Origin of the sequence: Streptomyces sp. NPDC047706, from assembly GCF_043204795.1 — a bacterium.
GTDB lineage: Bacteria > Actinomycetota > Actinomycetes > Streptomycetales > Streptomycetaceae > Streptomyces.
Window position 1 is genome coordinate 29,129 of the sequence record NZ_JBIDCW010000007.1, and the last position, 26,398, is coordinate 55,526.

General features: G+C 68.4%; 19 protein-coding genes and 1 tRNA gene. 15 read left to right on the top strand and 5 right to left on the bottom strand.

Annotation, left to right across the window (positions count from 1 at the left end; genetic code table 11):
- Positions 1-36: 36 nt before the first annotated feature.
- The 9 genes from ACGF8A_RS10385 (at position 37) to ACGF8A_RS10425 (ending at position 12,571) form a co-directional block, all read left to right on the top strand.
- Positions 37-109 (top strand) — tRNA-Trp (locus ACGF8A_RS10385).
- Between the two features lie 105 nt (positions 110-214).
- On the top strand, positions 215-499 hold the full coding sequence (gene secE / locus ACGF8A_RS10390) for a preprotein translocase subunit SecE (RefSeq protein WP_393106315.1): 285 nt from the start codon (positions 215-217) through the stop codon (positions 497-499).
- Positions 500-577: 78 nt separating this feature from the next.
- Positions 578-1,408 carry a transcription termination/antitermination protein NusG gene (gene nusG, locus ACGF8A_RS10395; RefSeq protein ID WP_393106317.1) on the top strand — a complete coding sequence of 277 codons (831 nt, stop codon included), beginning with the start codon at positions 578-580 and terminating at the stop codon, positions 1,406-1,408.
- A 168-nt stretch (positions 1,409-1,576) separates the two neighbouring features.
- Positions 1,577-2,011, top strand: a complete 435-nt coding sequence (gene rplK / locus ACGF8A_RS10400) for a 50S ribosomal protein L11 (RefSeq protein ID WP_006130605.1) — start codon at positions 1,577-1,579, stop codon at positions 2,009-2,011.
- A 77-nt stretch (positions 2,012-2,088) separates the two neighbouring features.
- Positions 2,089-2,814: a 50S ribosomal protein L1 gene (rplA, locus tag ACGF8A_RS10405; RefSeq protein WP_393106319.1), complete on the top strand. Its 726-nt coding sequence runs from the start codon at positions 2,089-2,091 to the stop codon at positions 2,812-2,814.
- A gap of 611 nt (positions 2,815-3,425) precedes the next feature.
- Positions 3,426-3,956 (top strand): 50S ribosomal protein L10, encoded by a 531-nt coding sequence (gene rplJ / locus ACGF8A_RS10410; protein ID WP_053762845.1) that lies wholly within the window; start codon positions 3,426-3,428, stop codon positions 3,954-3,956.
- A gap of 114 nt (positions 3,957-4,070) precedes the next feature.
- A complete protein-coding gene (gene rplL / locus ACGF8A_RS10415) occupies positions 4,071-4,460 on the top strand; it encodes a 50S ribosomal protein L7/L12 (RefSeq protein WP_393106323.1) in 390 nt (129 codons plus the stop codon).
- A gap of 624 nt (positions 4,461-5,084) precedes the next feature.
- Positions 5,085-8,570 (top strand): DNA-directed RNA polymerase subunit beta, encoded by a 3,486-nt coding sequence (rpoB, locus tag ACGF8A_RS10420; RefSeq protein WP_393106325.1) that lies wholly within the window; start codon positions 5,085-5,087, stop codon positions 8,568-8,570.
- Between the two features lie 101 nt (positions 8,571-8,671).
- Positions 8,672-12,571 carry a DNA-directed RNA polymerase subunit beta' gene (locus ACGF8A_RS10425; RefSeq protein ID WP_393106327.1) on the top strand — a complete coding sequence of 1,300 codons (3,900 nt, stop codon included), beginning with the start codon at positions 8,672-8,674 and terminating at the stop codon, positions 12,569-12,571.
- A gap of 104 nt (positions 12,572-12,675) precedes the next feature.
- Here ACGF8A_RS10425 and ACGF8A_RS10430 read toward each other — a convergent pair whose 3' ends face one another.
- On the bottom strand, positions 12,676-12,798 hold the full coding sequence (locus ACGF8A_RS10430; RefSeq protein WP_393106329.1) for a hypothetical protein: 123 nt from the start codon (positions 12,796-12,798) through the stop codon (positions 12,676-12,678).
- Positions 12,799-13,272: 474 nt separating this feature from the next.
- Positions 13,273-14,571, bottom strand: a complete 1,299-nt coding sequence (locus ACGF8A_RS10435) for a hypothetical protein (RefSeq protein ID WP_393106331.1) — start codon at positions 14,569-14,571, stop codon at positions 13,273-13,275.
- A gap of 421 nt (positions 14,572-14,992) precedes the next feature.
- Between ACGF8A_RS10435 and rpsL the strand changes: the two genes are divergently transcribed.
- The 5 genes from rpsL to ACGF8A_RS10460 all read left to right on the top strand — a co-directional run bounded on the left by rpsL (position 14,993) and on the right by ACGF8A_RS10460 (position 20,834).
- Positions 14,993-15,364: a 30S ribosomal protein S12 gene (gene rpsL / locus ACGF8A_RS10440; RefSeq protein WP_003948652.1), complete on the top strand. Its 372-nt coding sequence runs from the start codon at positions 14,993-14,995 to the stop codon at positions 15,362-15,364.
- A gap of 2 nt (positions 15,365-15,366) precedes the next feature.
- The gene (gene rpsG, locus ACGF8A_RS10445; protein ID WP_009330725.1) at positions 15,367-15,837 is read left to right on the top strand and encodes a 30S ribosomal protein S7; all 471 of its coding nucleotides are present in this window, start codon (positions 15,367-15,369) and stop codon (positions 15,835-15,837) included.
- A gap of 39 nt (positions 15,838-15,876) precedes the next feature.
- On the top strand, positions 15,877-18,003 hold the full coding sequence (gene fusA, locus ACGF8A_RS10450; RefSeq protein WP_393106333.1) for an elongation factor G: 2,127 nt from the start codon (positions 15,877-15,879) through the stop codon (positions 18,001-18,003).
- A gap of 155 nt (positions 18,004-18,158) precedes the next feature.
- Positions 18,159-19,352: an elongation factor Tu gene (tuf, locus tag ACGF8A_RS10455; RefSeq protein WP_393106335.1), complete on the top strand. Its 1,194-nt coding sequence runs from the start codon at positions 18,159-18,161 to the stop codon at positions 19,350-19,352.
- Between the two features lie 336 nt (positions 19,353-19,688).
- Positions 19,689-20,834 (top strand): acyltransferase family protein, encoded by a 1,146-nt coding sequence (locus ACGF8A_RS10460; protein ID WP_393106718.1) that lies wholly within the window; start codon positions 19,689-19,691, stop codon positions 20,832-20,834.
- A gap of 709 nt (positions 20,835-21,543) precedes the next feature.
- Here ACGF8A_RS10460 and ACGF8A_RS10465 read toward each other — a convergent pair.
- The gene (locus ACGF8A_RS10465) at positions 21,544-22,944 is read right to left on the bottom strand and encodes an alpha-lytic protease prodomain-containing protein (RefSeq protein ID WP_393106337.1); all 1,401 of its coding nucleotides are present in this window, start codon (positions 22,942-22,944) and stop codon (positions 21,544-21,546) included.
- A gap of 115 nt (positions 22,945-23,059) precedes the next feature.
- Positions 23,060-24,007, bottom strand: a complete 948-nt coding sequence (locus ACGF8A_RS10470) for a LysR family transcriptional regulator (protein ID WP_393106339.1) — start codon at positions 24,005-24,007, stop codon at positions 23,060-23,062.
- A gap of 466 nt (positions 24,008-24,473) precedes the next feature.
- Here ACGF8A_RS10470 and gdhA point away from each other — a divergent pair, with 466 nt between their 5' ends.
- Positions 24,474-25,841 (top strand): NADP-specific glutamate dehydrogenase, encoded by a 1,368-nt coding sequence (gene gdhA / locus ACGF8A_RS10475; protein ID WP_393106341.1) that lies wholly within the window; start codon positions 24,474-24,476, stop codon positions 25,839-25,841.
- A 77-nt stretch (positions 25,842-25,918) separates the two neighbouring features.
- Here gdhA and ACGF8A_RS10480 read toward each other — a convergent pair whose 3' ends face one another.
- The gene (locus tag ACGF8A_RS10480; protein ID WP_393106343.1) at positions 25,919-26,392 is read right to left on the bottom strand and encodes a hypothetical protein; all 474 of its coding nucleotides are present in this window, start codon (positions 26,390-26,392) and stop codon (positions 25,919-25,921) included.
- Positions 26,393-26,398 lie beyond the last annotated feature (6 nt).

The window sequence follows — 26,398 nt, forward strand, 5'->3', positions numbered from 1 at the left end:
CACCCGGTCGGATGCGGTACGTTGGGGGACACACGAAGGGTCGTAGCTCAATTGGTAGAGCACCGGTCTCCAAAACCGGCGGTTGGGGGTTCAAGTCCCTCCGGCCCTGCTACACACACCGCCAGGATGTGTGCGCAGGTACGTACAGCAATGCACCGCCGTGCGGCTCAAACCGGGCGCGGCACGGCCACGACCCGGGATCAGGTGAGGACGAATGACGGACGCCGTGGGCTCCATCGACACGCCTGATGCTCAGGATGAGGCACCGGAGTCCAAGAAGACCCGCAAGGGTGGCAAGCGTGCCAAGAAGGGTCCGCTGAAGCGGCTCGCCCTCTTCTACCGGCAGATCGTCGCCGAGCTCCGCAAGGTCGTCTGGCCCACGCGCACGCAGCTGACGCGATACACGACTGTCGTGATCATCTTCGTCGTCGTCATGATCGGACTGATCACCGTGATTGACTATGGGCTCGACCACGCCGCCAAGTACGTCTTCGGCTGAGCCAAGAGCGAAGGGCGCCGGGATCCGGCGCCCCTTTCGCGTGTTCCACCCCTATGTATCCAGGAAGAAGCAGCCACCGTGTCTGACCCGAACGTGAACGACGACGCCATCGAGCCGGTCGAGTCCGTGGAAGACGAGCTCGACATCGTCGAGGGTGCGGACGAGGACCTGGACGAGGCCGAGGCTGCCGACGCCGCAGCGGGGGAGCCGGCCGAGGAGGCCGCCGTGCACGTCGAGGACGAGGTCGCGGACGAGGCCGAGCCCATGGAGGAGGCCGAGCCGGAGTCCGAGCTCGACCCCATCGAGAAGCTCCGTGAGGAACTGCGGACACTGCCCGGCGAGTGGTACGTGATCCACACCTACGCCGGTTACGAGAACCGCGTGAAGACCAACCTGGAGCAGCGCGCCGTCTCGCTGAACGTCGAGGACTACATCTTCCAGGCCGAGGTGCCGCAGGAAGAGGTCGTCCAGATCAAGAACGGCGACCGCAAGACCATCAAGCAGAACAAGCTCCCGGGCTACGTCCTGGTCCGCATGGACCTGACGAACGAGTCCTGGGGCGTTGTCCGCAACACCCCCGGTGTCACCGGCTTCGTCGGCAACGCCTACGACCCGTACCCGCTGACCCTGGACGAGATCGTCAAGATGCTCGCTCCGGAGGCGGAGGAGAAGGCCGCCCGCGAGGCCGCCGAGGCCGAGGGCAAGCCGGCGCCGCAGCGCAAGGTCGAGGTGCAGGTGCTGGACTTCGAGGTCGGTGACTCGGTCACCGTCACCGACGGCCCGTTCGCCACGCTGCAGGCGACGATCAACGAGATCAACCCCGACTCCAAGAAGGTCAAGGGCCTGGTGGAGATCTTCGGCCGGGAGACGCCCGTCGAGCTCTCGTTCGACCAGATCCAGAAGAACTGACGCCTTCTGGACGTACCGCTTCCGCGCAGGTCAGGTGGGCTCTTGGGGCCTGTCTGACCTGCACGGTTTTTGGCCGCGCATCTATACCCGTTATCGTTGTGCGGTATGCCTTCTGCCGAGACGCGACTCGGCGGAGGGTAGACCCGAATCGAAAGGACCCGGAGAGCTATGCCTCCCAAGAAGAAGAAGGTCACGGGGCTCATCAAGCTCCAGATCCAGGCCGGTGCCGCCAACCCGGCTCCGCCGGTCGGCCCCGCGCTGGGTCAGCACGGCGTCAACATCATGGAGTTCTGCAAGGCCTACAACGCCGCGACCGAGTCGCAGCGTGGCTGGGTCATCCCGGTGGAGATCACGGTCTACGAGGACCGCTCCTTCACCTTCATCACCAAGACCCCGCCGGCCGCCAAGATGATCCTCAAGGCCGCGGGTGTGGAGAAGGGCTCCGGCGAGCCGCACAAGACCAAGGTCGCGAAGATCACGCGCGACCAGGTCCGTGAGATCGCCACGACCAAGATGCCCGACCTCAACGCCAACGACCTGGACGCCGCCGAGAAGATCATCGCCGGCACCGCCCGTTCCATGGGCGTCACGGTCGAGGGCTGAGCCCCAACCTCCCCAGAGCAGTAGTGGCAGGGCCCGCTCGGCCCGGACCACAACTCCTAAGAAACCCAGGAGCAGTAGTGAGCAAGCGCAGCAAGTCTCTCCGCGCTGCGGACGCCAAGGTCGACCGGGACAAGCTCTACGCCCCGCTCGAGGCCGTCCGTCTCGCCAAGGAGACCTCCACGACCAAGTTCGACGGCACCGTCGAGGTCGCCTTCCGTCTGGGTGTCGACCCGCGCAAGGCCGACCAGATGGTCCGTGGCACCGTGAACCTTCCGCACGGCACCGGTAAGACCGCCCGGGTCCTGGTCTTCGCGACCGGCGACCGTGCCGAGGCCGCGCGTGCCGCGGGCGCCGACATCGTCGGCGCCGACGAGCTGATCGACGAGGTGTCGAAGGGGCGTCTGGACTTCGACGCCGTCGTCGCCACCCCGGACCTCATGGGCAAGGTCGGCCGCCTCGGCCGTGTCCTCGGCCCGCGTGGTCTGATGCCGAACCCGAAGACGGGCACCGTGACCCCGGACGTGGCCAAGGCCGTGACCGAGATCAAGGGCGGCAAGATCGAGTTCCGCGTCGACAAGCACTCGAACCTGCACTTCATCATCGGCAAGTCGTCCTTCGACGACACCCAGCTGGTGGAGAACTACGGCGCGGCCCTGGAGGAGATCCTCCGTCTGAAGCCGTCCGCCGCCAAGGGCCGCTACATCAAGAAGGCCGCCATCACCACCACGATGGGCCCCGGCATCCCGGTCGACCCGAACCGCACCCGCAACCTCCTCGTCGAGGAGGACCCGGCCGCGGTCTGAGCCGTCAAGACTCGCTGAAGTCGGTCACGGGCCCCGCACCTCTCGTAGGTGCGGGGCCCGTGTCGTCTTCCGTGGCGCCGGTGGGGCCGTGGCCGTCGCGTTCACGCCCGTGCTCGTCGCAGGCCTGGCAGCCCGGACCGCAGCGCCCCCTGGCGGCCGTCCGGCCGGCGACGACGGGCCGTCCCGCGGGAGCGTGGCGCTCGTCGCGCTGCACTCCAGCTGAGCGCTTCACGGGCCGGGCCCACGCGGCGCGCGTGCGGACCACGACCGCGATCGGCACGCCGAGCCGGCCTCGCCGCCCGCACCTCACCACCTGAACGGCTCCCACGGGCACGGATTTGCCTCCCGGGGATCCGTTCCCGTACGCTGCTGCGGAAGCCAAAGACCGCTGGTCGTTGCCGTGCGCTCGGAAGAGGGTGCGGTGGCCGAAGGATCCGCTGAATGGCGGACGACCCGCGCAGGTGACTGTGGAAGTGCTCCCGGAGTACGTACGACAGCGTGCGTACGGCCGGTCGAGTCCGCCCCGTGCGCCTGCGCCGGGGCGTTTCGTTTTCCCCAGTCCTCCTTCGGGTCCGCGCGGTCCGAATCACCCGGAAGGAGGCCGAGGCTCTATGGCGAGGCCCGACAAGGCTGCCGCGGTTGCCGAGCTGACGGACAAGTTCCGCAGCTCCAACGCCGCCGTGCTGACCGAGTACCGCGGTCTCACCGTGGCGCAGCTCAAGACGCTGCGTCGTTCGCTCGGTGAGAACGCCCAGTACGCCGTGGTGAAGAACACGCTGACCAAGATTGCGGCCAACGAGGCCGGGATCACGCTCGACGACCAGCTCTTCGCTGGTCCGACGGCCGTCGCCTTCGTCACCGGTGACCCGGTGGAGTCGGCGAAGGGTCTTCGTGACTTCGCCAAGGACAACCCGAACCTCATCATCAAGGGCGGTGTCCTTGACGGCAAGGCGCTGTCCGCCGATGAGATCAAGAAGCTTGCGGACCTCGAGTCCCGCGAGGTTCTGCTCAGCAAGCTGGCCGGTGCCTTCAAGGCGAAGCAGTCCCAGGCTGCCTCCGTCTTCCAGGCGCTGCCGTCGAAGCTCGTCCGCACCGTGGACGCGCTGCGCGCCAAGCAGGCCGAGCAGGGCGGTGCCGAGTAACTCGGCTCGCACATTGACCGCCGCGGCCTGAACGCGACGGTCACAGCGGGCCAGACGTACGCCCGCCAGACATGTACATCCGGCACCAGCCGAATTAGTGGAAGGACCGCCACCATGGCGAAGCTGTCTCAGGAAGACCTGCTCGCGCAGTTCGAGGAGATGACCCTCATCGAGCTCTCCGAGTTCGTGAAGGCGTTCGAGGAGAAGTTCGACGTCACCGCCGCCGCTGCCGCGCCGGTCATGGTCGCCGGCGGTGCCGCCGGTGGCGCTGCCGCCGAGGCCGTCGAGGAGAAGGACGAGTTCGACGTCGTCCTCACCGGCGCCGGCGACAAGAAGATCCAGGTCATCAAGGTCGTGCGTGAGCTGACCTCCCTCGGCCTGAAGGAGGCCAAGGACCTGGTGGACGGCGCCCCGAAGCCCGTCCTCGAGAAGGTCGCCAAGGACGCCGCGGACAAGGCCAAGGAGGCCCTGGAGGGCGCCGGCGCCTCGGTCGAGGTCAAGTAGGACCTCACGGGTCCCGCACGGACTCCAGCGCGCGCCGATCGCGGCCGTAGAGCCGTGAACAGCTCCCTGGGGCTGTAACGCGAGCGCACCGAAGAGCGATCATCCATCCGGGTGGTCGCTCTTCGGCGTTCCCGAGGGCCCGGCGGCGGCTGCCTTGCACCTGTGGTCGCGAGGAGTAAGGTGATCTTCGTCGTGCCTCTCGGAGCCCCCGGTGCAGGCCGCACGTGACGAGCGCAGCACCCCGGCTTGGGTAAGAGGGCCTTGACGAACCGCACGCAGCGCGCAATTCTCAGGACGCGTCGTCACAAGGATCCGAATCCGAGGCATGGATCGACGGCGAAGAGGGCAGTATCACCGTGGCGTTGAGGGCGTGGCCTTGTCGCAGGGGTTGAGGACAACGAGGGCAGCGAGGGTCTTCGAAAACCCGCACTGGACATCAGTGTGCCAAGTGGCTACACTGACCCTTTGCGCTGCCTGTTAGCTGTCCCCTGCCCGTCACCAGGGGCATGCCCTCGCTTGAGCACCGACGATCGGACCGTCCCTGACCTGGGACTATCTGTCTCTGTGTATCGGTGAGGGGCCGGTACGCGCGTAGTGAGTCCGAGCCCTCGGAAGGACCCCCTCTTGGCCGCCTCGCGCAACGCCTCGACCGCGAATACGAACAACGGCGCCAGCACTGCCCCGCTGCGCATCTCCTTTGCAAAGATCAAGGAGCCTCTCGAGGTTCCGAACCTGCTCGCGCTGCAGACCGAGAGCTTCGACTGGCTGCTCGGCAACACGGCCTGGCAGAGTCGGGTCGAGGAGGCTCTCGAGAACGGTCAGGACGTCCCCACCAAGTCCGGGCTCGAGGAGATCTTCGAGGAGATCTCCCCGATCGAGGACTTCAGCGGGTCGATGTCGCTGACGTTCCGCGACCACCGCTTCGAGCCGCCGAAGAACTCGATCGACGAGTGCAAGGAGCGTGACTTCACCTACGCGGCTCCGCTCTTCGTCACCGCCGAGTTCACCAACAACGAGACCGGCGAGATCAAGTCCCAGACGGTCTTCATGGGCGACTTCCCGCTCATGACCAACAAGGGCACCTTCGTCATCAACGGCACCGAGCGTGTCGTGGTGTCCCAGCTGGTCCGTTCGCCGGGTGTCTACTTCGACTCCTCCATCGACAAGACGTCCGACAAGGACATCTTCTCCGCCAAGATCATCCCGTCCCGGGGTGCCTGGCTGGAGATGGAGATCGACAAGCGCGACATGGTCGGCGTCCGTATCGACCGCAAGCGCAAGCAGTCCGTCACCGTCCTCCTGAAGGCGCTCGGCTGGACCACCGAGCAGATCCTCGAGGAGTTCGGCGAGTACGAGTCGATGCGCGCCACCCTGGAGAAGGACCACACCCAGGGCCAGGACGACGCGCTGCTCGACATCTACCGCAAGCTGCGTCCGGGTGAGCCCCCCACGCGTGAGGCCGCGCAGACGCTCCTTGAGAACCTGTACTTCAACCCCAAGCGCTACGACCTCGCCAAGGTCGGCCGCTACAAGGTCAACAAGAAGCTGGGTACGGACACCCCGCTCGACGCGGGCGTCCTGACCGTCGAGGACATCATCGCGACGATCAAGTACCTGGTGAAGCTGCACGCCGGCGAGACCGAGACGGTCGGCGAGTCCGGGCGCTCGATCATCGTCGAGACCGACGACATCGACCACTTCGGCAACCGCCGTATCCGCAGCGTCGGTGAGCTGATCCAGAACCAGGTCCGTACGGGTCTCGCCCGTATGGAGCGCGTCGTGCGCGAGCGCATGACCACGCAGGACGTCGAGGCGATCACGCCGCAGACCCTGATCAACATCCGGCCGGTCGTCGCCTCCATCAAGGAGTTCTTCGGCACCAGCCAGCTGTCCCAGTTCATGGACCAGAACAACCCGCTGTCGGGCCTGACGCACAAGCGCCGCCTGAACGCGCTCGGACCGGGTGGTCTGTCCCGTGAGCGGGCCGGCTTCGAGGTCCGTGACGTGCACCCGTCCCACTACGGCCGCATGTGCCCGATCGAGACGCCCGAAGGCCCGAACATCGGTCTGATCGGTTCGCTCGCCTCGTACGGCCGGGTCAACGCGTTCGGTTTCGTCGAGACGCCGTACCGCAAGGTCGTCGAGGGCCGGGTCACCGACGACGTCGACTACCTGACGGCCGACGAGGAGGACCGCTTCGTCATCGCGCAGGCCAACGCCACGCTCAACGACGACATGCGGTTCGCCGAGAACCGCGTGCTGGTGCGCCGCCGTGGTGGCGAGGTCGACTACGTCGCCGGTGACGACGTGGACTACATGGACGTCTCGCCGCGCCAGATGGTGTCGGTCGCGACCGCCATGATCCCCTTCCTGGAGCACGACGACGCCAACCGTGCCCTCATGGGCGCGAACATGATGCGCCAGGCCGTGCCGCTGATCCAGGCGGAGTCCCCGCTCGTCGGCACCGGCATGGAGTACCGCTCCGCGGTCGACGCCGGCGACGTGGTCAAGGCCGAGAAGGCCGGTGTGGTCCAGGAGGTCTCCGCGGACTACATCACCACCGCCAACGACGACGGCACGTACATCACGTACCGCCTGGCCAAGTTCGCCCGCTCCAACCAGGGCACCTCGGTCAACCAGAAGGTCATCGTCCACGAGGGCGACCGGATCATCGAGGGCCAGGTCCTCGCCGACGGTCCGGCCACCCAGCAGGGCGAGATGGCGCTGGGCAAGAACCTGCTCGTGGCGTTCATGCCGTGGGAGGGTCACAACTACGAGGACGCGATCATCCTGTCGCAGCGCCTCGTACAGGACGACGTCCTCTCCTCGATCCACATCGAGGAGCACGAGGTCGACGCCCGTGACACCAAGCTCGGCCCCGAGGAGATCACCCGGGACATCCCGAACGTCTCCGAGGAGGTCCTCGCCGACCTCGACGAGCGCGGCATCATCCGTATCGGTGCCGAGGTCATCGCCGGTGACATCCTCGTCGGCAAGGTGACCCCGAAGGGTGAGACCGAGCTGACCCCCGAGGAGCGTCTGCTGCGCGCGATCTTCGGTGAGAAGGCCCGTGAGGTCCGTGACACCTCGCTGAAGGTGCCGCACGGCGAGACCGGCAAGGTCATCGGCGTGCGCGTCTTCGACCGCGAGGAGGGCGACGAGCTGCCGCCCGGCGTGAACCAGCTGGTCCGCGTCTACGTCGCGCAGAAGCGCAAGATCACCGACGGTGACAAGCTCGCCGGCCGGCACGGCAACAAGGGCGTCATCTCCAAGATCCTGCCGATCGAGGACATGCCGTTCCTGGAGGACGGCACCCCGGTCGACATCATCCTCAACCCGCTGGGTGTGCCCTCCCGGATGAACCCGGGACAGGTCCTGGAGATCCACCTCGGCTGGCTCGCCAGCCGCGGCTGGGACGTCTCCGGCCTCGCGGACGAGTGGGCGCAGCGCCTCCAGGCCATCGGCGCCGACAGTGTCCAGCCGGGCACCAACGTCGCCACCCCGGTCTTCGACGGTGCGCGTGAGGACGAGCTCGCGGGTCTGCTCCAGCACACCATCCCCAACCGCGACGGCGAGCGCATGGTGCTCCCGTCCGGCAAGGCGCGGCTGTTCGACGGCCGTAGCGGTGAGCCGTTCCCGGACCCGATCTCGGTCGGCTACATGTACATCCTGAAGCTGCACCACCTGGTCGACGACAAGCTGCACGCCCGTTCGACCGGCCCGTACTCGATGATCACCCAGCAGCCGCTGGGTGGTAAGGCCCAGTTCGGTGGCCAGCGGTTCGGCGAGATGGAGGTGTGGGCGCTGGAGGCTTACGGCGCCGCGTACGCCCTCCAGGAGCTGCTGACCATCAAGTCCGACGACGTCACCGGCCGCGTGAAGGTCTACGAGGCCATCGTCAAGGGCGAGAACATCCCTGAGCCCGGCATCCCCGAGTCCTTCAAGGTGCTCATCAAGGAGATGCAGTCCCTGTGCCTCAACGTGGAGGTGCTGTCCAGCGACGGCATGTCCATCGAAATGCGTGACACCGACGAGGACGTCTTCCGCGCAGCGGAGGAGCTCGGCATCGACCTGTCCCGGCGCGAGCCGAGCAGCGTCGAAGAGGTCTGACGGAGTCCGGCGGGCCTTCTGAACAACCGCAGAAGGCCCGCCGACCCCGGGACCCCGTTTCAGACCCCAAGACTTACGACCCTGAGAGGGATTGACGCATAGTGCTCGACGTCAACTTCTTCGACGAGCTCCGGATCGGCCTGGCCACCGCTGACGACATCCGTCAGTGGAGCCACGGCGAGGTCAAGAAGCCCGAGACCATCAACTACCGCACCCTCAAGCCCGAGAAGGACGGACTCTTCTGCGAGAAGATCTTCGGTCCGACCCGGGACTGGGAGTGCTACTGCGGCAAGTACAAGCGTGTCCGCTTCAAGGGCATCATCTGTGAGCGCTGTGGCGTCGAGGTCACGCGCGCCAAGGTGCGCCGTGAGCGGATGGGCCACATCGAGCTGGCCGCTCCCGTCACGCACATCTGGTACTTCAAGGGCGTTCCGTCGCGGCTGGGCTACCTGCTCGACCTCGCCCCGAAGGACCTCGAGAAGGTCATCTACTTCGCCGCGTACATGATCACGTACGTGGACGAGGAGCGCCGTACGCGTGACCTGCCCTCGCTGGAGGCCCACGTCTCCGTCGAGCGCCAGCAGATCGAGCAGCGCCGCGACGCCGACCTGGAGGCCCGCGCCAAGAAGCTCGAGACCGACCTCGCCGAGCTGGAGGCCGAGGGCGCCAAGTCCGACGTGCGCCGCAAGGTGCGCGAGGGCGCCGAGCGTGAGATGAAGCAGCTGCGCGACCGTGCGCAGCGCGAGATCGACCGTCTCGACGAGGTGTGGAACCGGTTCAAGAACCTCAAGGTCCAGGACCTGGAGGGCGACGAGCTCCTCTACCGCGAGCTGCGTGACCGCTTCGGCACCTACTTCGACGGCTCGATGGGTGCCGCGGCGCTGCAGAAGCGCCTGGAGTCCTTCGACCTCGACGAGGAGGCCGAGCGCCTCCGCGAGATCATCCGCACCGGCAAGGGGCAGAAGAAGACCCGTGCGCTCAAGCGCCTGAAGGTCGTCTCCGCGTTCCTGCAGACGTCCAACAGCCCCAAGGGCATGGTCCTGGACTGCGTCCCGGTCATCCCGCCGGACCTTCGCCCGATGGTGCAGCTGGACGGTGGCCGCTTCGCGACCTCCGACCTGAACGACCTGTACCGCCGTGTGATCAACCGGAACAACCGGCTGAAGCGGCTTCTCGACCTCGGCGCGCCCGAGATCATCGTGAACAACGAGAAGCGCATGCTCCAGGAGGCCGTCGACGCGCTGTTCGACAACGGCCGCCGCGGCCGTCCGGTCACCGGTCCGGGCAACCGCCCGCTGAAGTCCCTCAGCGACATGCTCAAGGGCAAGCAGGGCCGCTTCCGTCAGAACCTGCTCGGTAAGCGTGTGGACTACTCCGCGCGTTCCGTGATCGTCGTCGGTCCGCAGCTGAAGCTGCACCAGTGCGGTCTGCCGAAGGCGATGGCGCTGGAGCTCTTCAAGCCGTTCGTGATGAAGCGCCTGGTCGACCTGAACCACGCGCAGAACATCAAGAGCGCCAAGCGCATGGTCGAGCGCGGCCGCACCGTCGTGTACGACGTCCTCGAAGAGGTCATCGCCGAGCACCCGGTGCTGCTGAACCGTGCGCCCACCCTGCACCGCCTCGGCATCCAGGCCTTCGAGCCGCAGCTGGTCGAGGGCAAGGCCATCCAGATCCACCCGCTCGTCTGCACCGCGTTCAACGCGGACTTCGACGGTGACCAGATGGCCGTCCACCTGCCGCTGTCCGCGGAGGCGCAGGCCGAGGCCCGCATCCTGATGCTGTCCTCGAACAACATCCTCAAGCCCGCCGACGGCCGTCCGGTGACGATGCCGACCCAGGACATGGTGCTGGGTCTGTACTTCCTCACCACGGACGCCGAGGGCCGCGACATCAAGGGCGCCGACCGTCCGTTCTCCTCGGTCGCCGAGGCGATCATGGCGTTCGACGCCGGCGAGCTGTCGCTGCAGGCGCCCGTCGACATCCGCTTCCCGGTGGGCACCATCCCGCCGCGTGGCTGGGTGCCGCCGGTCCGCGAGGAGGGCGAGCCGGAGTGGCAGCAGGGTGACAGCTTCACGCTGAAGACCACGCTGGGCCGTGCGCTCTTCAACGAACTGCTGCCCGAGGACTACCCGTTCGTCGACTACGAGGTCGGCAAGAAGCAGCTCTCCCAGATCGTCAACGACCTGGCCGAGCGCTACCCGAAGGTCATCGTGGCGGCGACGCTCGACAACCTGAAGGCGGCCGGCTTCTTCTGGGCCACCCGCTCCGGCGTCACCGTGGCCATCTCCGACGTCGTCGTTCCCGAGGCGAAGAAGGAGATCGTCAAGGGCTACGAGGCGCAGGACGAGAAGGTCCAGAAGCAGTACGAGCGCGGTCTGATCACCAAGGACGAGCGCACGCAGGAGCTCATCGCGATCTGGACCAAGGCGACCAACGAGGTCGCCGAGGCGATGAACGAGAACTTCCCGAAGACCAACCCGATCTTCATGATGGTGAACTCGGGTGCACGAGGCAACATGATGCAGATGCGTCAGATCGCCGGTATGCGTGGTCTGGTGTCGAACGCCAAGAACGAGACGATCCCGCGTCCGATCAAGGCCTCGTTCCGTGAGGGTCTGTCCGTGCTGGAGTACTTCATCTCCACGCACGGTGCCCGTAAGGGTCTGGCGGACACCGCTCTGCGTACCGCCGACTCGGGTTACCTCACCCGTCGTCTGGTCGACGTCTCCCAGGACGTCATCATCCGCGAGGAGGACTGCGGCACCGACCGTGGTCTGCGGCTGTCGATCGCCGATCGTGGCGCCGACGGTGCGCTGCTCAAGGCGGAGGACGCCGAGACGTCCGTGTACGCGCGCTGCCTCGCCGAGGACATCGTCGTGGACGGCAAGGTGCTGGCCCCGGCCGGTACCGACCTCGGCGACGTGCTCATCGACGAGCTGATCCGGCACGGCGTCTTTGAGGTCAAGACCCGCTCGGTCCTGACCTGCGAGTCCGCCGTCGGCACCTGCGCCATGTGCTACGGCCGCTCGCTGGCCACCGGCAAGCTGGTCGACATCGGTGAGGCGGTCGGCATCATCGCCGCCCAGTCCATCGGTGAGCCCGGCACCCAGCTGACGATGCGTACCTTCCACACCGGTGGTGTGGCCGGTGACGACATCACCCAGGGTCTGCCCCGTGTCGTCGAGCTCTTCGAAGCCCGTACGCCGAAGGGTGTCGCCCCGATCTCCGAGGCCTCCGGCCGCGTGCGGATCGAGGAGACCGAGAAGACCAAGAAGATCGTCATCACGCCGGACGACGGCAGCGACGAGACGGCCTACCCGATCTCGAAGCGTGCCCGGCTCCTGGTCAGCGAGGGCGAGCACGTCGAGGTGGGCCAGAAGCTCACCGTGGGTGCCACCAACCCGCACGACGTGCTGCGCATCCTGGGCCAGCGTGCCGTCCAGGTCCACCTGGTCGGCGAGGTCCAGAAGGTCTACAACTCGCAGGGTGTGTCGATCCACGACAAGCACATCGAGATCATCATCCGGCAGATGCTGCGCCGCGTGACGATCATCGAGTCCGGCGATGCCGAGCTGCTGCCCGGCGAGCTGGTCGAGCGGTCGAAGTTCGAGACCGAGAACCGTCGTGTGGTCCAGGAGGGCGGTCACCCGGCCTCCGGTCGTCCGCAGCTGATGGGTATCACCAAGGCCTCGCTGGCGACCGAGTCGTGGCTGTCGGCGGCGTCCTTCCAGGAGACGACCAGGGTCCTCACGGACGCGGCGATCAACGCCAAGTCCGACTCCCTGATCGGTCTCAAGGAGAACGTCATCATCGGTAAGCTCATCCCGGCCGGTACGGGTCTGTCCCGCTACCGCAACATCCGGGTCGAGCCGACCGAGGAGGCCAAGGCCGCGATGTACTCGGCCGTGGGCTACGACGACATCGACTACTCGCCGTTCGGCACGGGCTCCGGCCAGGCCGTGCCGCTGGAGGACTACGACTACGGTCCGTACAACCAGTAAGCGAGTCGCTTGAACCGAGGGGCGGTCCCTTTCACGGGGCCGCCCCTCGGCGTTTGCCCAGGTGCTCCTTCAGGCGTTCTCTCAGGAGTTCCTCCAGCGGCTCGTCAGCGGCCGGTCAGCTCCGCGACGGTCACCGCCCGCCATGGTGAGCGCGGCGAGGCGCCGATGCCGACGAGCGGCCGGTCGCCACGGTCCACCTCCCGCGCCGCGTCCTTGCCGTGATCCACGGCTCCTGGAGCGCCGACGCCGCCAACTGACCCCCGGCGACCCTCACACGGCGCCGGGACGCGCTCCGCGTTCCGGCTCCCCGGACCATCCGGCCCCGCCGGCAGCCCCAGCGCCTTCAGCCGCCCTGCTCGACGACATCGCCGCGGACGCCGTCCTCGCCGCGCACGTCCGGGACGAGACCCGCCGTACGGCACGCCGCTGCGCCCGCGCGCGGGGGACACCGAGACCGTCGTGCGGATCGCCGGCCGCTGCCCCGGGTGCGACTCCGTCTCGCCGTGCGCCTTCCGCGGCCGTCGTGCCGTGCTGCGCGTCAACCCGGCCTGCCGCTGCGCCGACTCCGATTGCGGGACGAGGGGGAGTGGCCGGGCGGGCACGCAAGTTCCAGTAGTCGCTGCAACACCCCAGCTCAGGGGATGCGATGGACTTCGAGGGCCGGGCCCGGCGAGGGCGCGGCGGGCGTCGGTGGCGGGCGGCTACGGGATCCCGAGTTCGAACAGCACGTAGTGCGCGTACCACCCCGACGCCGGGGCCGCGGTGGCGAAGAACACCGTCAGCGCCGGCCACCCGAGCCTGCTCATCGCGGCGGCCGGGGCGAGCAGGAGGGGGAAGCAGGGGAGCAGATAGCGCGAGGTGTTGCCGAAGATCTGCTGGGTGCCCAGGACGCTGATGACGCTGGCGAGCGTGTACGCGACCAGCACCAGCGGCGGCCGCTTGCGCAGCATCAGCACGATCAGGAACGGCAGCGCCAGCACCAGCTGGACGGCCAGCAGGTCGGGCACGGAGAACGCGAAGACGTAGTCGTGCTTCCCGATCAGGGTGTTGCCCAGCACGTCGAGGGTGTACGCGCCGAAGTCGAAGAAGTGCAGCCACCCCTCGCGCTGGAGCGTGAAGTACGCCGTGAGTTCGCCCATGCTGAGGCCGACCCAGACGATGTAGGTGAGCAGTCCGAGCGGCGCGGCGATCATGGCGTACACCGGCCCCGCCACCCCGTGCTTGCGGCGGCTCTCCCGGCGGGCCAGCGTCACCAGTGCCGCGAGACCGACGGCGCCGATCAGCGCGGCGGACGTGGGCCGGTTGAGGCCGGCCACGAAGGCGAGCAGCCCGGCGGCCACCCAGCGGCCCTTCATCACGCAGTAGCAGCACCAGGCGGCGATCGCCACGAAGACGGACTCCGAGTACACCGCCCACTCCACGCCGGAGCCGGGCGCCACGGCCCACAGCCCGGCGGCGATCGTGCCGGCGCGGGCCCCCGCGAGCAGCGAGATCACCGCGTAGATGCCGGCGGCCGCGACGAAGGAGGCGATGACCGAGACCAGGATCCCGGATCCGTACAGACCGAGCCCGGTGACCTCGGAGGTACCCCGGATCAGGCCGGGGTAGAGGGGGAAGAAGGCGACGGAGTTCTGCTCGACCGTGAACATCCCGCCGGGATCGAGCCGCCGCAGCGGTCCGGGGTCGTACCCCTTCTCGGCGACCTGGAGGTACCACCAGCCGTCCCAGGTGGCGAGTACGTCCCACCAGTGCGCGCCGCCGCCGAAGCGGGGGTTCTTCCCGCGGTACTCGCCGGAGGCCATCAGCAGGATCGCGAAGACGACGGTGCCGACGAGCTTGGTGGCGCCGTAGAGGAGCAGGGGTGCGCCGTAGGGCCGGAGTCCGTCCGGGACGGCGATGCGCCGGGGTATCCGGGGTATCCGGGGCGTCCTGGACGGCTTGGCGCCCTCGTCGCCGGTCACTGCGGAATCCGTCGTCTCGGAACTGGCAGCCGTGCTCATGACTGTGGTCCCCCTCCGGCCCGATCACCGGGCCCCGGGCGGGGCGTCACAGTCCGGGTGATCGTGAAACATCTGCCATAAGATCCCCACAGCGTCGCACAGGCGGGCAAGCCCGCTGGGGACGGGGTTCGGCCGGGCTCGGCCGAACAGGAGATTTGGCGTGGTCATTGCCGCCCGGCGGGTGCCGGGCATTTGTTTTGACCGCAGCGTATGCGGTAGGTACGCTCAGACCTTGTGCCTGGGGTGTGCCCTGGCTCTGGTGCGTGCCTTCAACCGCACGGGGAGTCCGAGAGGGGCCACCGTAATCCGCGCTTCCTTCTGCCTCGCGGTGGGAGTCCGCTGGATTCGACACACCCGACCGCGTGGGTCGGCGACGTTCCAGGTTAGCTGTACCCATCGGCACACAGAAACCGGAGAAGTAGTGCCTACGATCCAGCAGCTGGTCCGTAAGGGCCGGCAGGACAAGGTCGAGAAGAACAAGACGCCCGCACTCGAGGGTTCCCCTCAGCGCCGGGGCGTCTGCACGCGTGTGTTCACGACCACCCCGAAGAAGCCGAACTCGGCCCTGCGTAAGGTCGCGCGTGTGCGTCTGACCAGCGGGATCGAGGTCACCGCTTACATTCCGGGTGAGGGACACAACCTGCAGGAGCACTCCATCGTGCTCGTGCGCGGCGGCCGTGTGAAGGACCTGCCGGGTGTTCGCTACAAGATCATCCGTGGCTCGCTCGACACCCAGGGTGTCAAGAACCGCAAGCAGGCCCGCAGCCGCTACGGCGCCAAGAAGGAGAAGTAAGAATGCCTCGTAAGGGCCCCGCCCCGAAGCGCCCGGTCATCATCGACCCGGTTTACGGCTCCCCTCTGGTGACCTCCCTGATCAACAAGGTGCTGCTGAACGGCAAGCGCTCCACCGCCGAGCGCATCGTGTACGGCGCCATGGAGGGCCTGCGCGACAAGACCGGTAACGACCCGGTCATCACGCTCAAGCGCGCTCTTGAGAACATCAAGCCGACCCTCGAGGTCAAGTCCCGCCGTGTCGGTGGCGCCACCTACCAGGTCCCGGTCGAGGTCAAGCCCGGCCGTGCCAACACCCTGGCGCTGCGCTGGCTGGTCGGTTACTCCCGCGCCCGTCGCGAGAAGACCATGACCGAGCGTCTGCTCAACGAACTCCTCGACGCCAGCAACGGCCTCGGTGCCGCTGTGAAGAAGCGCGAGGACACGCACAAGATGGCCGAGTCCAACAAGGCCTTCGCGCACTACCGCTGGTAGTCGCTACCCACATCGAGACCGAGAGAAGACTGAAGCCTTATGGCTACCACTTCGCTTGACCTGGCCAGGGTGCGCAACATCGGCATCATGGCCCACATCGACGCGGGCAAGACGACCACCACCGAGCGGATCCTGTTCTACACCGGTGTCTCCTACAAGATCGGTGAAGTCCACGACGGCGCTGCCACCATGGACTGGATGGAGCAGGAGCAGGAGCGTGGCATCACGATCACCTCGGCTGCCACCACCTGCCACTGGCCGCTGGAGAACGTCGACCACACCATCAACATCATCGACACCCCGGGGCACGTCGACTTCACCGTAGAGGTGGAGCGCTCCCTGCGTGTGCTCGACGGTGCCGTGACGGTGTTCGACGGCGTCGCCGGCGTCGAGCCCCAGTCCGAGACGGTGTGGCGTCAGGCGGACCGCTATGGCGTTCCGCGCATCTGCTTCGTGAACAAGCTCGACCGCACCGGTGCCGAGTTCCACCGCTGCGTCGACATGATCAGCGACCGTCTGGGCGCGCAGCCGCTGGTCATGCAGCTGCCGATCGGCGCCGAGGCCGACTTCAAGGGCGTCATCGACCTCGTGACGATGAAGGCCCTCGTCTGGTCCGCCGAGGCGACCAAGGGTGAGATGTACGACACCGTCGACATCCCGGACACCCACGCCGAGGCTGCCGAGGAGTACCGCGGCAAGCTGCTCGAGGCCGTGGCCGAGAACGACGAGGAGCTGATGGAGCTGTACCTGGAGGGCACCGAGCCCTCCGTGGAGCAGCTCTACGCGGCGATCCGCCGGATCACCATCGCGTCCGGCAAGGGCGGCGGCACCACCGTCACCCCCGTCTTCTGCGGTACCGCGTTCAAGAACAAGGGCGTTCAGCCCCTGCTCGACGCGGTCGTGCGCTACCTGCCCTCCCCGCTCGACGTCGAGGCCATCGAGGGCCACGACGTCAAGGACGCGGAGCAGGTCATCGCCCGTAAGCCGTCGGACGAAGAGCCGCTCGCCGCGCTGGCGTTCAAGATCATGAGCGACCCGCACCTCGGCAAGCTCACCTTCGTCCGCGTGTACTCCGGCCGCCTGGAGTCCGGCACCTCGGTGCTGAACTCCGTCAAGGGCAAGAAGGAGCGCATCGGCAAGATCTACCGCATGCACGCGAACAAGCGTGAGGAGATCGAGTCGGTGGGCGCCGGTGACATCGTCGCCGTCATGGGCCTGAAGCAGACCACCACCGGTGAGACGCTGTCCGACGACAAGAACCCGGTCATCCTGGAGTCCATGGACTTCCCGGCGCCGGTCATCCAGGTCGCCATCGAGCCCAAGTCGAAGGGCGACCAGGAGAAGCTGGGCGTCGCGATCCAGCGCCTGGCCGAGGAGGACCCGTCCTTCCAGGTCCACTCGGACGAGGAGACCGGCCAGACCATCATCGGCGGCATGGGCGAACTGCACCTCGAGGTGCTGGTCGACCGTATGCGCCGTGAGTTCAAGGTCGAGGCCAACGTCGGCAAGCCGCAGGTCGCGTACCGCGAGACCATCCGCAAGTCGGTCGAGAAGGTCGAGTTCACCCACAAGAAGCAGACGGGTGGTACCGGCCAGTTCGCTCGCGTGATCATCGCGATCGAGCCGATCGAGGGCGGCGACGCCTCGTACGAGTTCGTCAACAAGGTCACCGGTGGCCGTGTGCCGAAGGAGTACATCCCTTCGGTCGACGCCGGTGCGCAGGAGGCCATGCAGTTCGGCATCCTCGCCGGTTACGAGATGACCGGTGTGCGCGTGACCCTGCTCGACGGTGCCTACCACGAGGTCGACTCCTCCGAGCTCGCGTTCAAGATCGCCGGTTCGCAGGCCTTCAAGGAGGCCGCGCGCAAGGCCAGCCCCGTGCTGCTCGAGCCGATGATGGCCGTCGAGGTCACCACGCCCGAGGACTACATGGGCGAGGTCATCGGTGACATCAACTCCCGCCGTGGCCAGATCCAGGCCATGGAGGAGCGGGCCGGTGCCCGCGTCGTGAAGGGCCTCGTGCCCCTTTCGGAGATGTTCGGCTACGTCGGGGACCTCCGCAGCAAGACGTCGGGTCGCGCAAGCTACTCGATGCAGTTCGACTCCTACGCCGAGGTTCCGCGGAACGTCGCCGAGGAGATCATCGCGAAGGCCAAGGGCGAGTAACGCACCGCGTTCATACGCCGTAGGCTTGACTCCGGAGCCTCACGGGACATTCACCCCATTCGCGGGTGAATGTCCCGGGGCCCGGGACTTAACAGCAAAGATCACCTGGCGCCGATGAAGTAAGGCGTACAGAACCACTCCACAGGAGGACCCCAGTGGCGAAGGCGAAGTTCGAGCGGACTAAGCCGCACGTCAACATCGGCACCATCGGTCACATCGACCACGGTAAGACGACCCTCACGGCCGCCATTACCAAGGTGCTGCACGACGCGTACCCGGAGCTGAACGAGGCCACCCCGTTCGACAACATCGACAAGGCGCCGGAAGAGCGTCAGCGCGGTATCACCATCTCCATCGCGCACGTCGAGTACCAGACCGAGGCGCGTCACTACGCCCACGTCGACTGCCCGGGTCACGCGGACTACATCAAGAACATGATCACCGGTGCCGCGCAGATGGACGGCGCGATCCTGGTGGTCGCCGCCACCGACGGCCCGATGCCGCAGACCAAGGAGCACGTGCTCCTGGCCCGCCAGGTCGGCGTGCCGTACATCGTGGTCGCCCTGAACAAGGCGGACATGGTGGACGACGAGGAGATCCTGGAGCTCGTCGAGCTCGAGGTCCGTGAGCTGCTCTCCGAGTACGAGTTCCCGGGCGACGACCTGCCGGTCGTCAAGGTCTCCGCGCTCAAGGCCCTCGAGGGCGAGCAGGAGTGGGTCGACTCCGTCCTCAACCTGATGAAGGCTGTCGACGAGTCCGTCCCGCAGCCCGAGCGTGACGTCGACAAGCCGTTCCTGATGCCGATCGAGGACGTCTTCACGATCACCGGTCGCGGTACGGTCGTCACCGGCCGTATCGAGCGTGGTGTCCTCAAGGTCAACGAGACCGTCGACATCATCGGCATCAAGACCGAGAAGACCACCACCACGGTCACCGGTATCGAGATGTTCCGCAAGCTCCTCGACGAGGGCCAGGCCGGTGAGAACGTCGGTCTGCTGCTTCGCGGCATCAAGCGCGAGGACGTCGAGCGCGGCCAGTGCATCATCAAGCCGGGCTCTGTCACCCCGCACACCGAGTTCGAGGCCCAGGCCTACATCCTGTCGAAGGACGAGGGTGGTCGCCACACCCCGTTCTTCAACAACTACCGCCCGCAGTTCTACTTCCGTACGACTGACGTGACCGGTGTCGTGCACCTCCCCGAGGGCACCGAGATGGTCATGCCGGGCGACAACACCGAGATGCGCGTCGAGCTGATCCAGCCCGTCGCCATGGAGGAGGGCCTGAAGTTCGCCATCCGTGAGGGTGGCCGGACCGTGGGCGCCGGCCAGGTCACCAAGATCGTCAAGTAAGTACCGCTTGCTTGAGGGTCGCCTGACCTGACAAGGCCTGAAGGGGCCCGTACGACTTCGGTCGTACGGGCCCCTTTGCCGTGCCCGGCCACGCTCGAACAATGCGGAAGGGTGTCCTGAACCCGAGTGAAACCTGGTCGAACACTGTGCGGCGAATTGGCGAGGGTTATCTCAACTTCCCCGCGCGCACGGGGGGATTGTTCTTTTCTGTCCCCGTGGGGCGGAAAGTGCCGACGTAGCGTGAACCGTCGTTCAGTGGCCGTCGGGCCCCGAGTCTCTCCCGAGGATGGCTAGGACTTCCCTATGCAGGGTGCGCGCAGCGGATTGTCGATACCCATGCCGGTGGCGGTGGCCGAACGCCCGCCACAGCCGGCGGGCGCGTCGAAGGTGGACACCTCGGCGCGCGCCCCCAGGCGGCGACCCCGGCTGTACGTCGTCGACGGCATCCGACTCGTCGCCGCGCTGATGGTCGTCCTGCACCACTTCGCCGGCACCCGACGGGCCAATGAGCCGGGCAACGTCATCTGGGACCGCCCGGTCTCGGAGCTCATGCCGACCGTGTTCCGCGTCGCTTCCTTCGGCTGGATCGGCGTCGAGATCTTCTTCGTGATCAGCGGCTTCGTGATCTGCATGTCGTGCTGGGGCCGCACGCCGAAGGACTTCTTCGTCTCGCGCGTGATCCGCCTGTACCCCGCGTACTGGTTCGCCGTCTTCTTCACCACGGCCGTGCTGGTGCTGCTGCCGGGTGTGCAGGAGCGGCTGCGGCTGCGGGAGGTCCTGTTCAACCTGACGATGCTGCAGGCCGGCTCAAAGGTCCCGAACGTCGACCCCGTGTACTGGACGCTCTGGTCGGAGCTGCGCTTCTACCTGCTGTTCCTCGTCGTCGTCGCCATGGGCCTGACGTACCGCCGGGTCGTCGTCTTCTGCTGCGTCTGGGGCGCGGCGGCGATGCTGGCCCCGATCTCCAAGTTCCCGCTGCTGACGCTGGTGGCCGACCCGAGCGCAGCCTGGTACTTCATCGCGGGTCTCGCCCTCTACCTGATGCACCGCTTCGGCCAGGACCTGCTGCTGTGGGGCATCCTCGCGATGTCGTGGCTGATGGGCCAGCTGGAGCTGGGGGAGCGGGTCGAGTACGAGCAGGTCAGCAGCTGGCGCGGCGCGGTCGTCCTCTTCACCCTCTTCATGCTGCTGATGGTGGGCATCGCGCTCGGCTGGACCGACCGCATCCGCTGGAAGTGGCTGGTGACGGCGGGCTGCCTGACGTACCCGCTCTACCTCACGCACTACCTCGCCGGCATCGTCCTCATCCACCACCTCCGCGGCACCATGGACCCCCGCCTGCTGGTCGCGGTCCTGGTCGCGGGGTTCCTGGTACTGAGCTGGCTGGTGCACCGGTTCGTGGAGCGGCCGGTGGCGCGGGCGTTGAAGCGGGGGCTGGAGTCGTCGTTCGCGCGGTTGCGGAGTTTTCAGCGGGCGGCTTGAGCCGTTGTGCGGTTGTGCGTATGCGCGGTTGTGCGTATGCCGGAGGCGAGGTAGGCCGGGCGGTGCCGGGGTCCGGCAGGGCGTAGGCACACTTGTACGAGGGGATGCCGGCGTCTGGAGTGATCACGCACGTTGTCGTGCCGCATCAGATCCTTCCCCGAGGGTGAGCCCGTGAGCCCCGTCCTCCCCGCAGCCAGGCGAGGAACCCTCGATGACCGACGAGCAGTTGGAAGCGTTGCTCCGCGACGCCGCCGAGGACGGGGGCCGCGACGCCGCGAAGGAACCGTCCGCGCGAGCACGGATGGTGGTCCGGCGGGTGCGCGAGCAGGGCCAGCCGGCGACCCCTCCGGGATGGCGTAGAGGTCCTGCCTGGCACGAGGCCGACGGGCGGGCCCGCCGAAGAGGCACGCTGGGCGCGGCGGCGAGGCGTACTTCAGCGTCGCCTGCGAGAACGACGGTTCCTGCACCCGTCCTTCCCGGCGACCGCTCCCGCCGGCCCCGTGCCCACGGCTCAGGCCCGCGATCCGTACGACCGGAGACACCCCTGGGGGAGATGGCCGGCGGAGACGAGTGCGCGACGATCACCCGGAGCTGGCCGGCGCCGTACGCGGTCCGAGGCGGTGGCGCGCAGGTGACGTAGGGCCGGCTCCGGTGGCTGAACGTGGGCGGGTCCGGGGTCGGCGCCCGGACCCGCCAACTGGTCAGTGGCTCACACCCGCTGCCACAGAGCCGGGACGTTCGGCGGCTCCCAGCCCACCTGTGCCTGGTGGCCCTGGAGGCAGCGGTAGCCGGCGCCGCCGTACGTCACCGTGTCGCCCGCCTGGTAGACGGTGCCGGCCGTCCAGGTGCCGCCGGGGTCGCCGGGGTCTCCCGGGTCCGTCGTGGTTCTGAGGGTGAGGCCGTAGTTCTGGAGCAGCGGGTTGATCGGCTGGAAGAATGTCGTACCGCCGCTGCTGCAGTTGCCCGAGCCGCCCGACGTCACGCCCTGGGCCTGGCTGCCGGAGATGTACGAGCCGCCGGAGTCGCCGGGTTCGGCGCAGACCGAGGTGCGGGTGACGCCGGTGATGGTGCCCTCCGGGTAGGTGACGCTGGTGTTGTGCTGCTGGATCGTGCCGCAGTGCCAGCCGGTGGTGGAGCCGGAGCGGCAGACGGAGGCACCCACCGGGGCCTGTGTGGAGCCGGTGACCTGGACGTTCTGGCCGCCCGCGCCTCTCACGTAGGGCGTCGCCGTCCACTGCGAGTTGGTGGCGACCCACGCCATGTCCCGGCCGGGGAAGATCGAGCCCTGGAAGGTGCCCTGCGCCACCCGGTTGTGGCCGGTGGTGCTCGCGCCGGTCCGGCCGCAGTGGCCGGCGGTGGCGAAGCCCTGCTGGGTGCCTCTGGTGACGGAGAAGCCGATCGAGCAGCGCCCGCTGTTGTTGATGTAGTACGCCTCGCCGCCACGCAGGTCGTACAGGGTGCGAGGCATCTCGGCGGTCCTCTCGATGCGGGTGAGGGAGCGGTCGACGCCGGCCGCGTCCAGGAGGGTGCGGGCCGCTGCCGGGCGTACGGCCTGCACCACGACGGTGTTGCCGCGCACGTCCACGTACCAGACCGGCGCGTCGGTGGTGCCCTGCTGTCCGGCCGCCCGGTCCAGGCGGGCCTTGGCGGCGTCCAGGTCGGCGAGGGAGTGTCGGACGACCGTCGCCTTCGCGCCCCGCGCCTCGATCAGGCGTACGTCGGTGGCGTCCGTGGTGGCCACGGTGAGGGTGCCGGACTCGGCGCCGCCCACCCAGGCGCCCGCGAAGTCGCCGCCGAGCGCGGCGCGCAGGCGGCCCGCGGTGGACCCGGCTTCCGCCTCGTTGGCAAGGCGCCGCTCCGCCTGCCGCCTGTCCAGGCCGAGGTCGCGCGCCATGGCACGGAGCAGGGCGGGGGGAGCGGCGTCGGTGCGCAGCGTCTCGGCGGCCGAGGGGGCCGGGGCGGCCGGGGCGGCCGGGGCCGGAGGGGCTGAGGGGACGGGCGGTACGGCGGCGCCCGCGCTCGCGGAGCCGCTGAGCCCGGCCACGAGCAGGGCGGCCGTCGCCGCCACGGCGGCACCCGCGGCTCTGGCACGGGTGTGTCGCTGGAGCATGGGGGATCTCCTCGGTCTCGGTCTCGCTCGGTGGGGAGGTGCCGAAACCGTAGGAAGGGTCAACAGGCCTGCATAAGACGTCGGTTGACCCTCTCCCCGGCGTTATGGAACAGCGTCAGGGCATGCGGCGCGCGGCCAGCCACTCGGTGTAGCTGTCGCTGCGTGCCGCCACGCTCGCGTGCGCCGTCCGCGCCTGCGCGAGCACGGTGGCGGCGGTGTCCGCGTCCTGCGCCACCGCATGCCAGCCGAGCAGATGCCGCCAGGCCAGCGGCGTATCGCGCAGTGGCCGGGTGACGATCCCCGGCGTGCTCGGGAACGTGGCCCGGCACAGCCCCACCGCCCGCCCCACCTGCACCAAATGCACCACCGACGAGGTGTCCGTCTCGTACATCCGGCGAGGTGTGAACCCCGCTCGGGCGCAGGATGCGGTGAAGCAGTCCCCGAAACACCCGTCGCCGGGTACGCACGCCCACTGCGCGTCAAAGAGCTCGTTCAGCCCGACCTCGCGCGCGGCGGCGAGGGCGTGCGCCTCGGACACCATGACGAACACCGGATCGACGGCGACCTCGCACCAGGCCAGCCCGTCGGCGCCGGGCGGCGCGGCCGATCCGCAGGTCCCGGCGAGCGCGAAGTCCAGGCGCCCCTCGGCGAGCAGATCGGCCAGCTGCCGCTCGGACCACGAGGCGCAGGTCGTCACACGGGCCTCGGGCATCACGTCTGCCAGCCGGTCCACCAGGGCACCCAGCAGCGGCCCGTGGGTGCCGCCCAGCCGGAAAGCGGCCGCCCCGCCCGGGGAGCGGGCGAACCGCGCCGCCTCCTGCTGCAGTTCGGTCACCGCGGGCAGCACGACACGGGTGCGTTCGAGCACCAGCTCACCGAGCGGCGTTGCCCGCACCCCGTGCCGGCCTCGCTCGAACAACGTACCGCCCAGGGCCCGCTCGATGCGCTTGAGCTGTGCGCTCAGCGCGGGCTGTGCGAGCCCGAGCGCCGTCGCCGCCCTGGTGAGACTCCCGGCGTCGGCGATGGCACGGACCGTCTTCAGATGCCGCAACTCCAGCTCCATGAGCCGAGCTTGCGGCGGGGGCGGGGTGGGGGCAAGGGGTTGGTACAGACCAGTTGGGCGGTCTCCTGGTGCCGGATCGGACAGCCGCGGCCGGCTCGGGCCGCCTGTTCCTGAACGTACGCGGCGGGTAGGCCGTACCAGCGATCGTGCCGGATCAACGGGCGCGCCGTGGCTGCGGGCGCGCTCGATCCGCGATGGTGCCGGAATCAGTGATCGTGCCGGACGCGAGCGGTGGTGCGGGCGAGCGGTGGTGCGGTACCTGTGATCGTGCCGTGTGTGCCGTGTGTGCCCTGATGCCGTGATGCCGTGGTGCCGTGGTGCTGTGGTGCCGTGGTGCCGTGGTGCTGTGGTGCCGTGGACGCGGTGGTGCTGTGCCGTCCGTGGCCCATCAGCATCGCGCCGTGCCACCGGCCGTGCCGGACAGCGGTACGTCGGACAGCGGCGTGCCGGACAGGAAAGGGAGCCCGTGACGAAGCGACGCGACGAGACCAGGACGGCGGACGTGCTGCACCGCCTGCGCACCGAGATCGAGGACCGCAACCCCGCGCAGCCGGAGTTCCTCCAGGCCGTCGCCGAAGTGCTGGAGACGCTGGCGCCGGTGCTCGCGGCCCGGCCGGAGTACGCGGAGCCGGGTCTCGTCGAGCGGCTGTGCGAGCCGGAGCGGCAGATCATCTTCCGGGTGCCGTGGCACGACGACCGGGGCCGGGTGCACGTCAACCGCGGCTTCCGCGTGGAGTTCAACAGCGCACTGGGTCCGTACAAGGGCGGCCTGCGCTTCCACCCCTCGGTGAACCTCGGCATCGTCAAGTTCCTCGGCTTCGAGCAGATCTTCAAGAACGCGCTGACGGGTCTCGGCATCGGCGGCGGCAAGGGCGGCAGCGACTTCGACCCGAGGGGGCGCAGCGACGCGGAGGTCATGCGCTTCTGCCAGTCCTTCATGACGGAACTGCACCGCCACATCGGCGAGCAGACGGACGTGCCGGCGGGTGACATCGGCGTCGGGGGCAGGGAGATCGGCTACCTCTTCGGCCAGTACCGCCGGATCACCAACCGCTGGGAGGCCGGAGTGCTCACCGGCAAGGGGCCGGGCTGGGGCGGCTCGCTGATCCGCCCGGAGGCGACGGGTTACGGCAACGTCCTGTTCACGGCGGCGATGCTGCGGGAACGCGGCGAGGACCTGGAAGGCCAGACGGTGGTCGTGTCGGGCTCGGGGAACGTCGCGATCCACACCATCGAGAAGCTGACGGCCCTCGGCGCGAACCCCCTCACATGTTCGGACTCCTCCGGCTACGTGGTCGACGACAAGGGTGTCGACCTGGAGTTGCTGCGGCAGGTCAAGGAGGTGGAGCGCGGCCGGGTCGGCACATACGCGCAGCGGCGGGGCGCCTCCGCGCGGTTCGTGCCGGACGGCCGGGTCTGGGAGGTCCCGGCCGACGTCGCCCTGCCGTCCGCGACCCAGAACGAACTCGACGAGAACGACGCCGCGACCCTGATCCGCAACGGCGTGAAGGCGGTCTCGGAGGGCGCGAACATGCCGGCGACGCCGGGGGCCGTCCAGCTGTTCCAGCAGTCCGGGGTCGCGTTCGGTCCCGCCAAGGCGGCGAACGCCGGCGGCGTGGCGGTCAGCGCCCTGGAGATGGCCCAGAACGCGTCCCGTACGTCCTGGCCCGCGGCCCGCGTCGAGGAGGAGCTCGCCCGCGTCATGACCGGCATCCACACCACCTGCCGCGAGACCGCCGCCCGCTACGGCAGCCCCGGCGACTACGTCACGGGCGCGAACATCGCCGGCTTCGAGCGGGTGGCGGAGGCGATGGTGGCTCAGGGAGTCGTCTGAGGGGACGCGGGCGAGCGGGTCCCTGTCCCCGGCCGGGCGCAGGCGGATCAAGCGGGATCAGGCGTGGTCAGGCGGCATCAGATGCGGTGGGCCGTGTGCAGCCTGGTGGCGTACGTGCCCGTGCCGTCCAGGAGCGACGCGCCACCGAGGTCCGACATGGTGGGGCCGTTGACCGTCTTGCGGCTGGAGAGGGCGCGGCGCCCGCCCGCCGCGTCCTCGCCGAGGTAGATGCCGACGTGGTCGACCGTGGCCGCCGTGGTGTCGTCGCCCGAGTCGGCGTTGAACAGGACCAGGTCGCCGGGCTGGAGCAGGGGCGCCGCGGGCGGGTGCGTGCCGTCGGTGCGGGCGAGGCGTACGCCGGGCGCGTACTCCGCCATGTCGCGGGACTTGCGGGGTATCCGCGTGCCGGAGGTGTCCCGGCCCGCGGCCAACGGTATGCCCAGGTGGTAGCCGTACACCATCCGCGTGCAGCCCGAGCGGTCCAGGTTGCCGGCCTGCTTGCCGGACGGGCCCGTGTGGGCGCCGTCGGGGAAGGTCCAGCCGATGTCCATGTACTC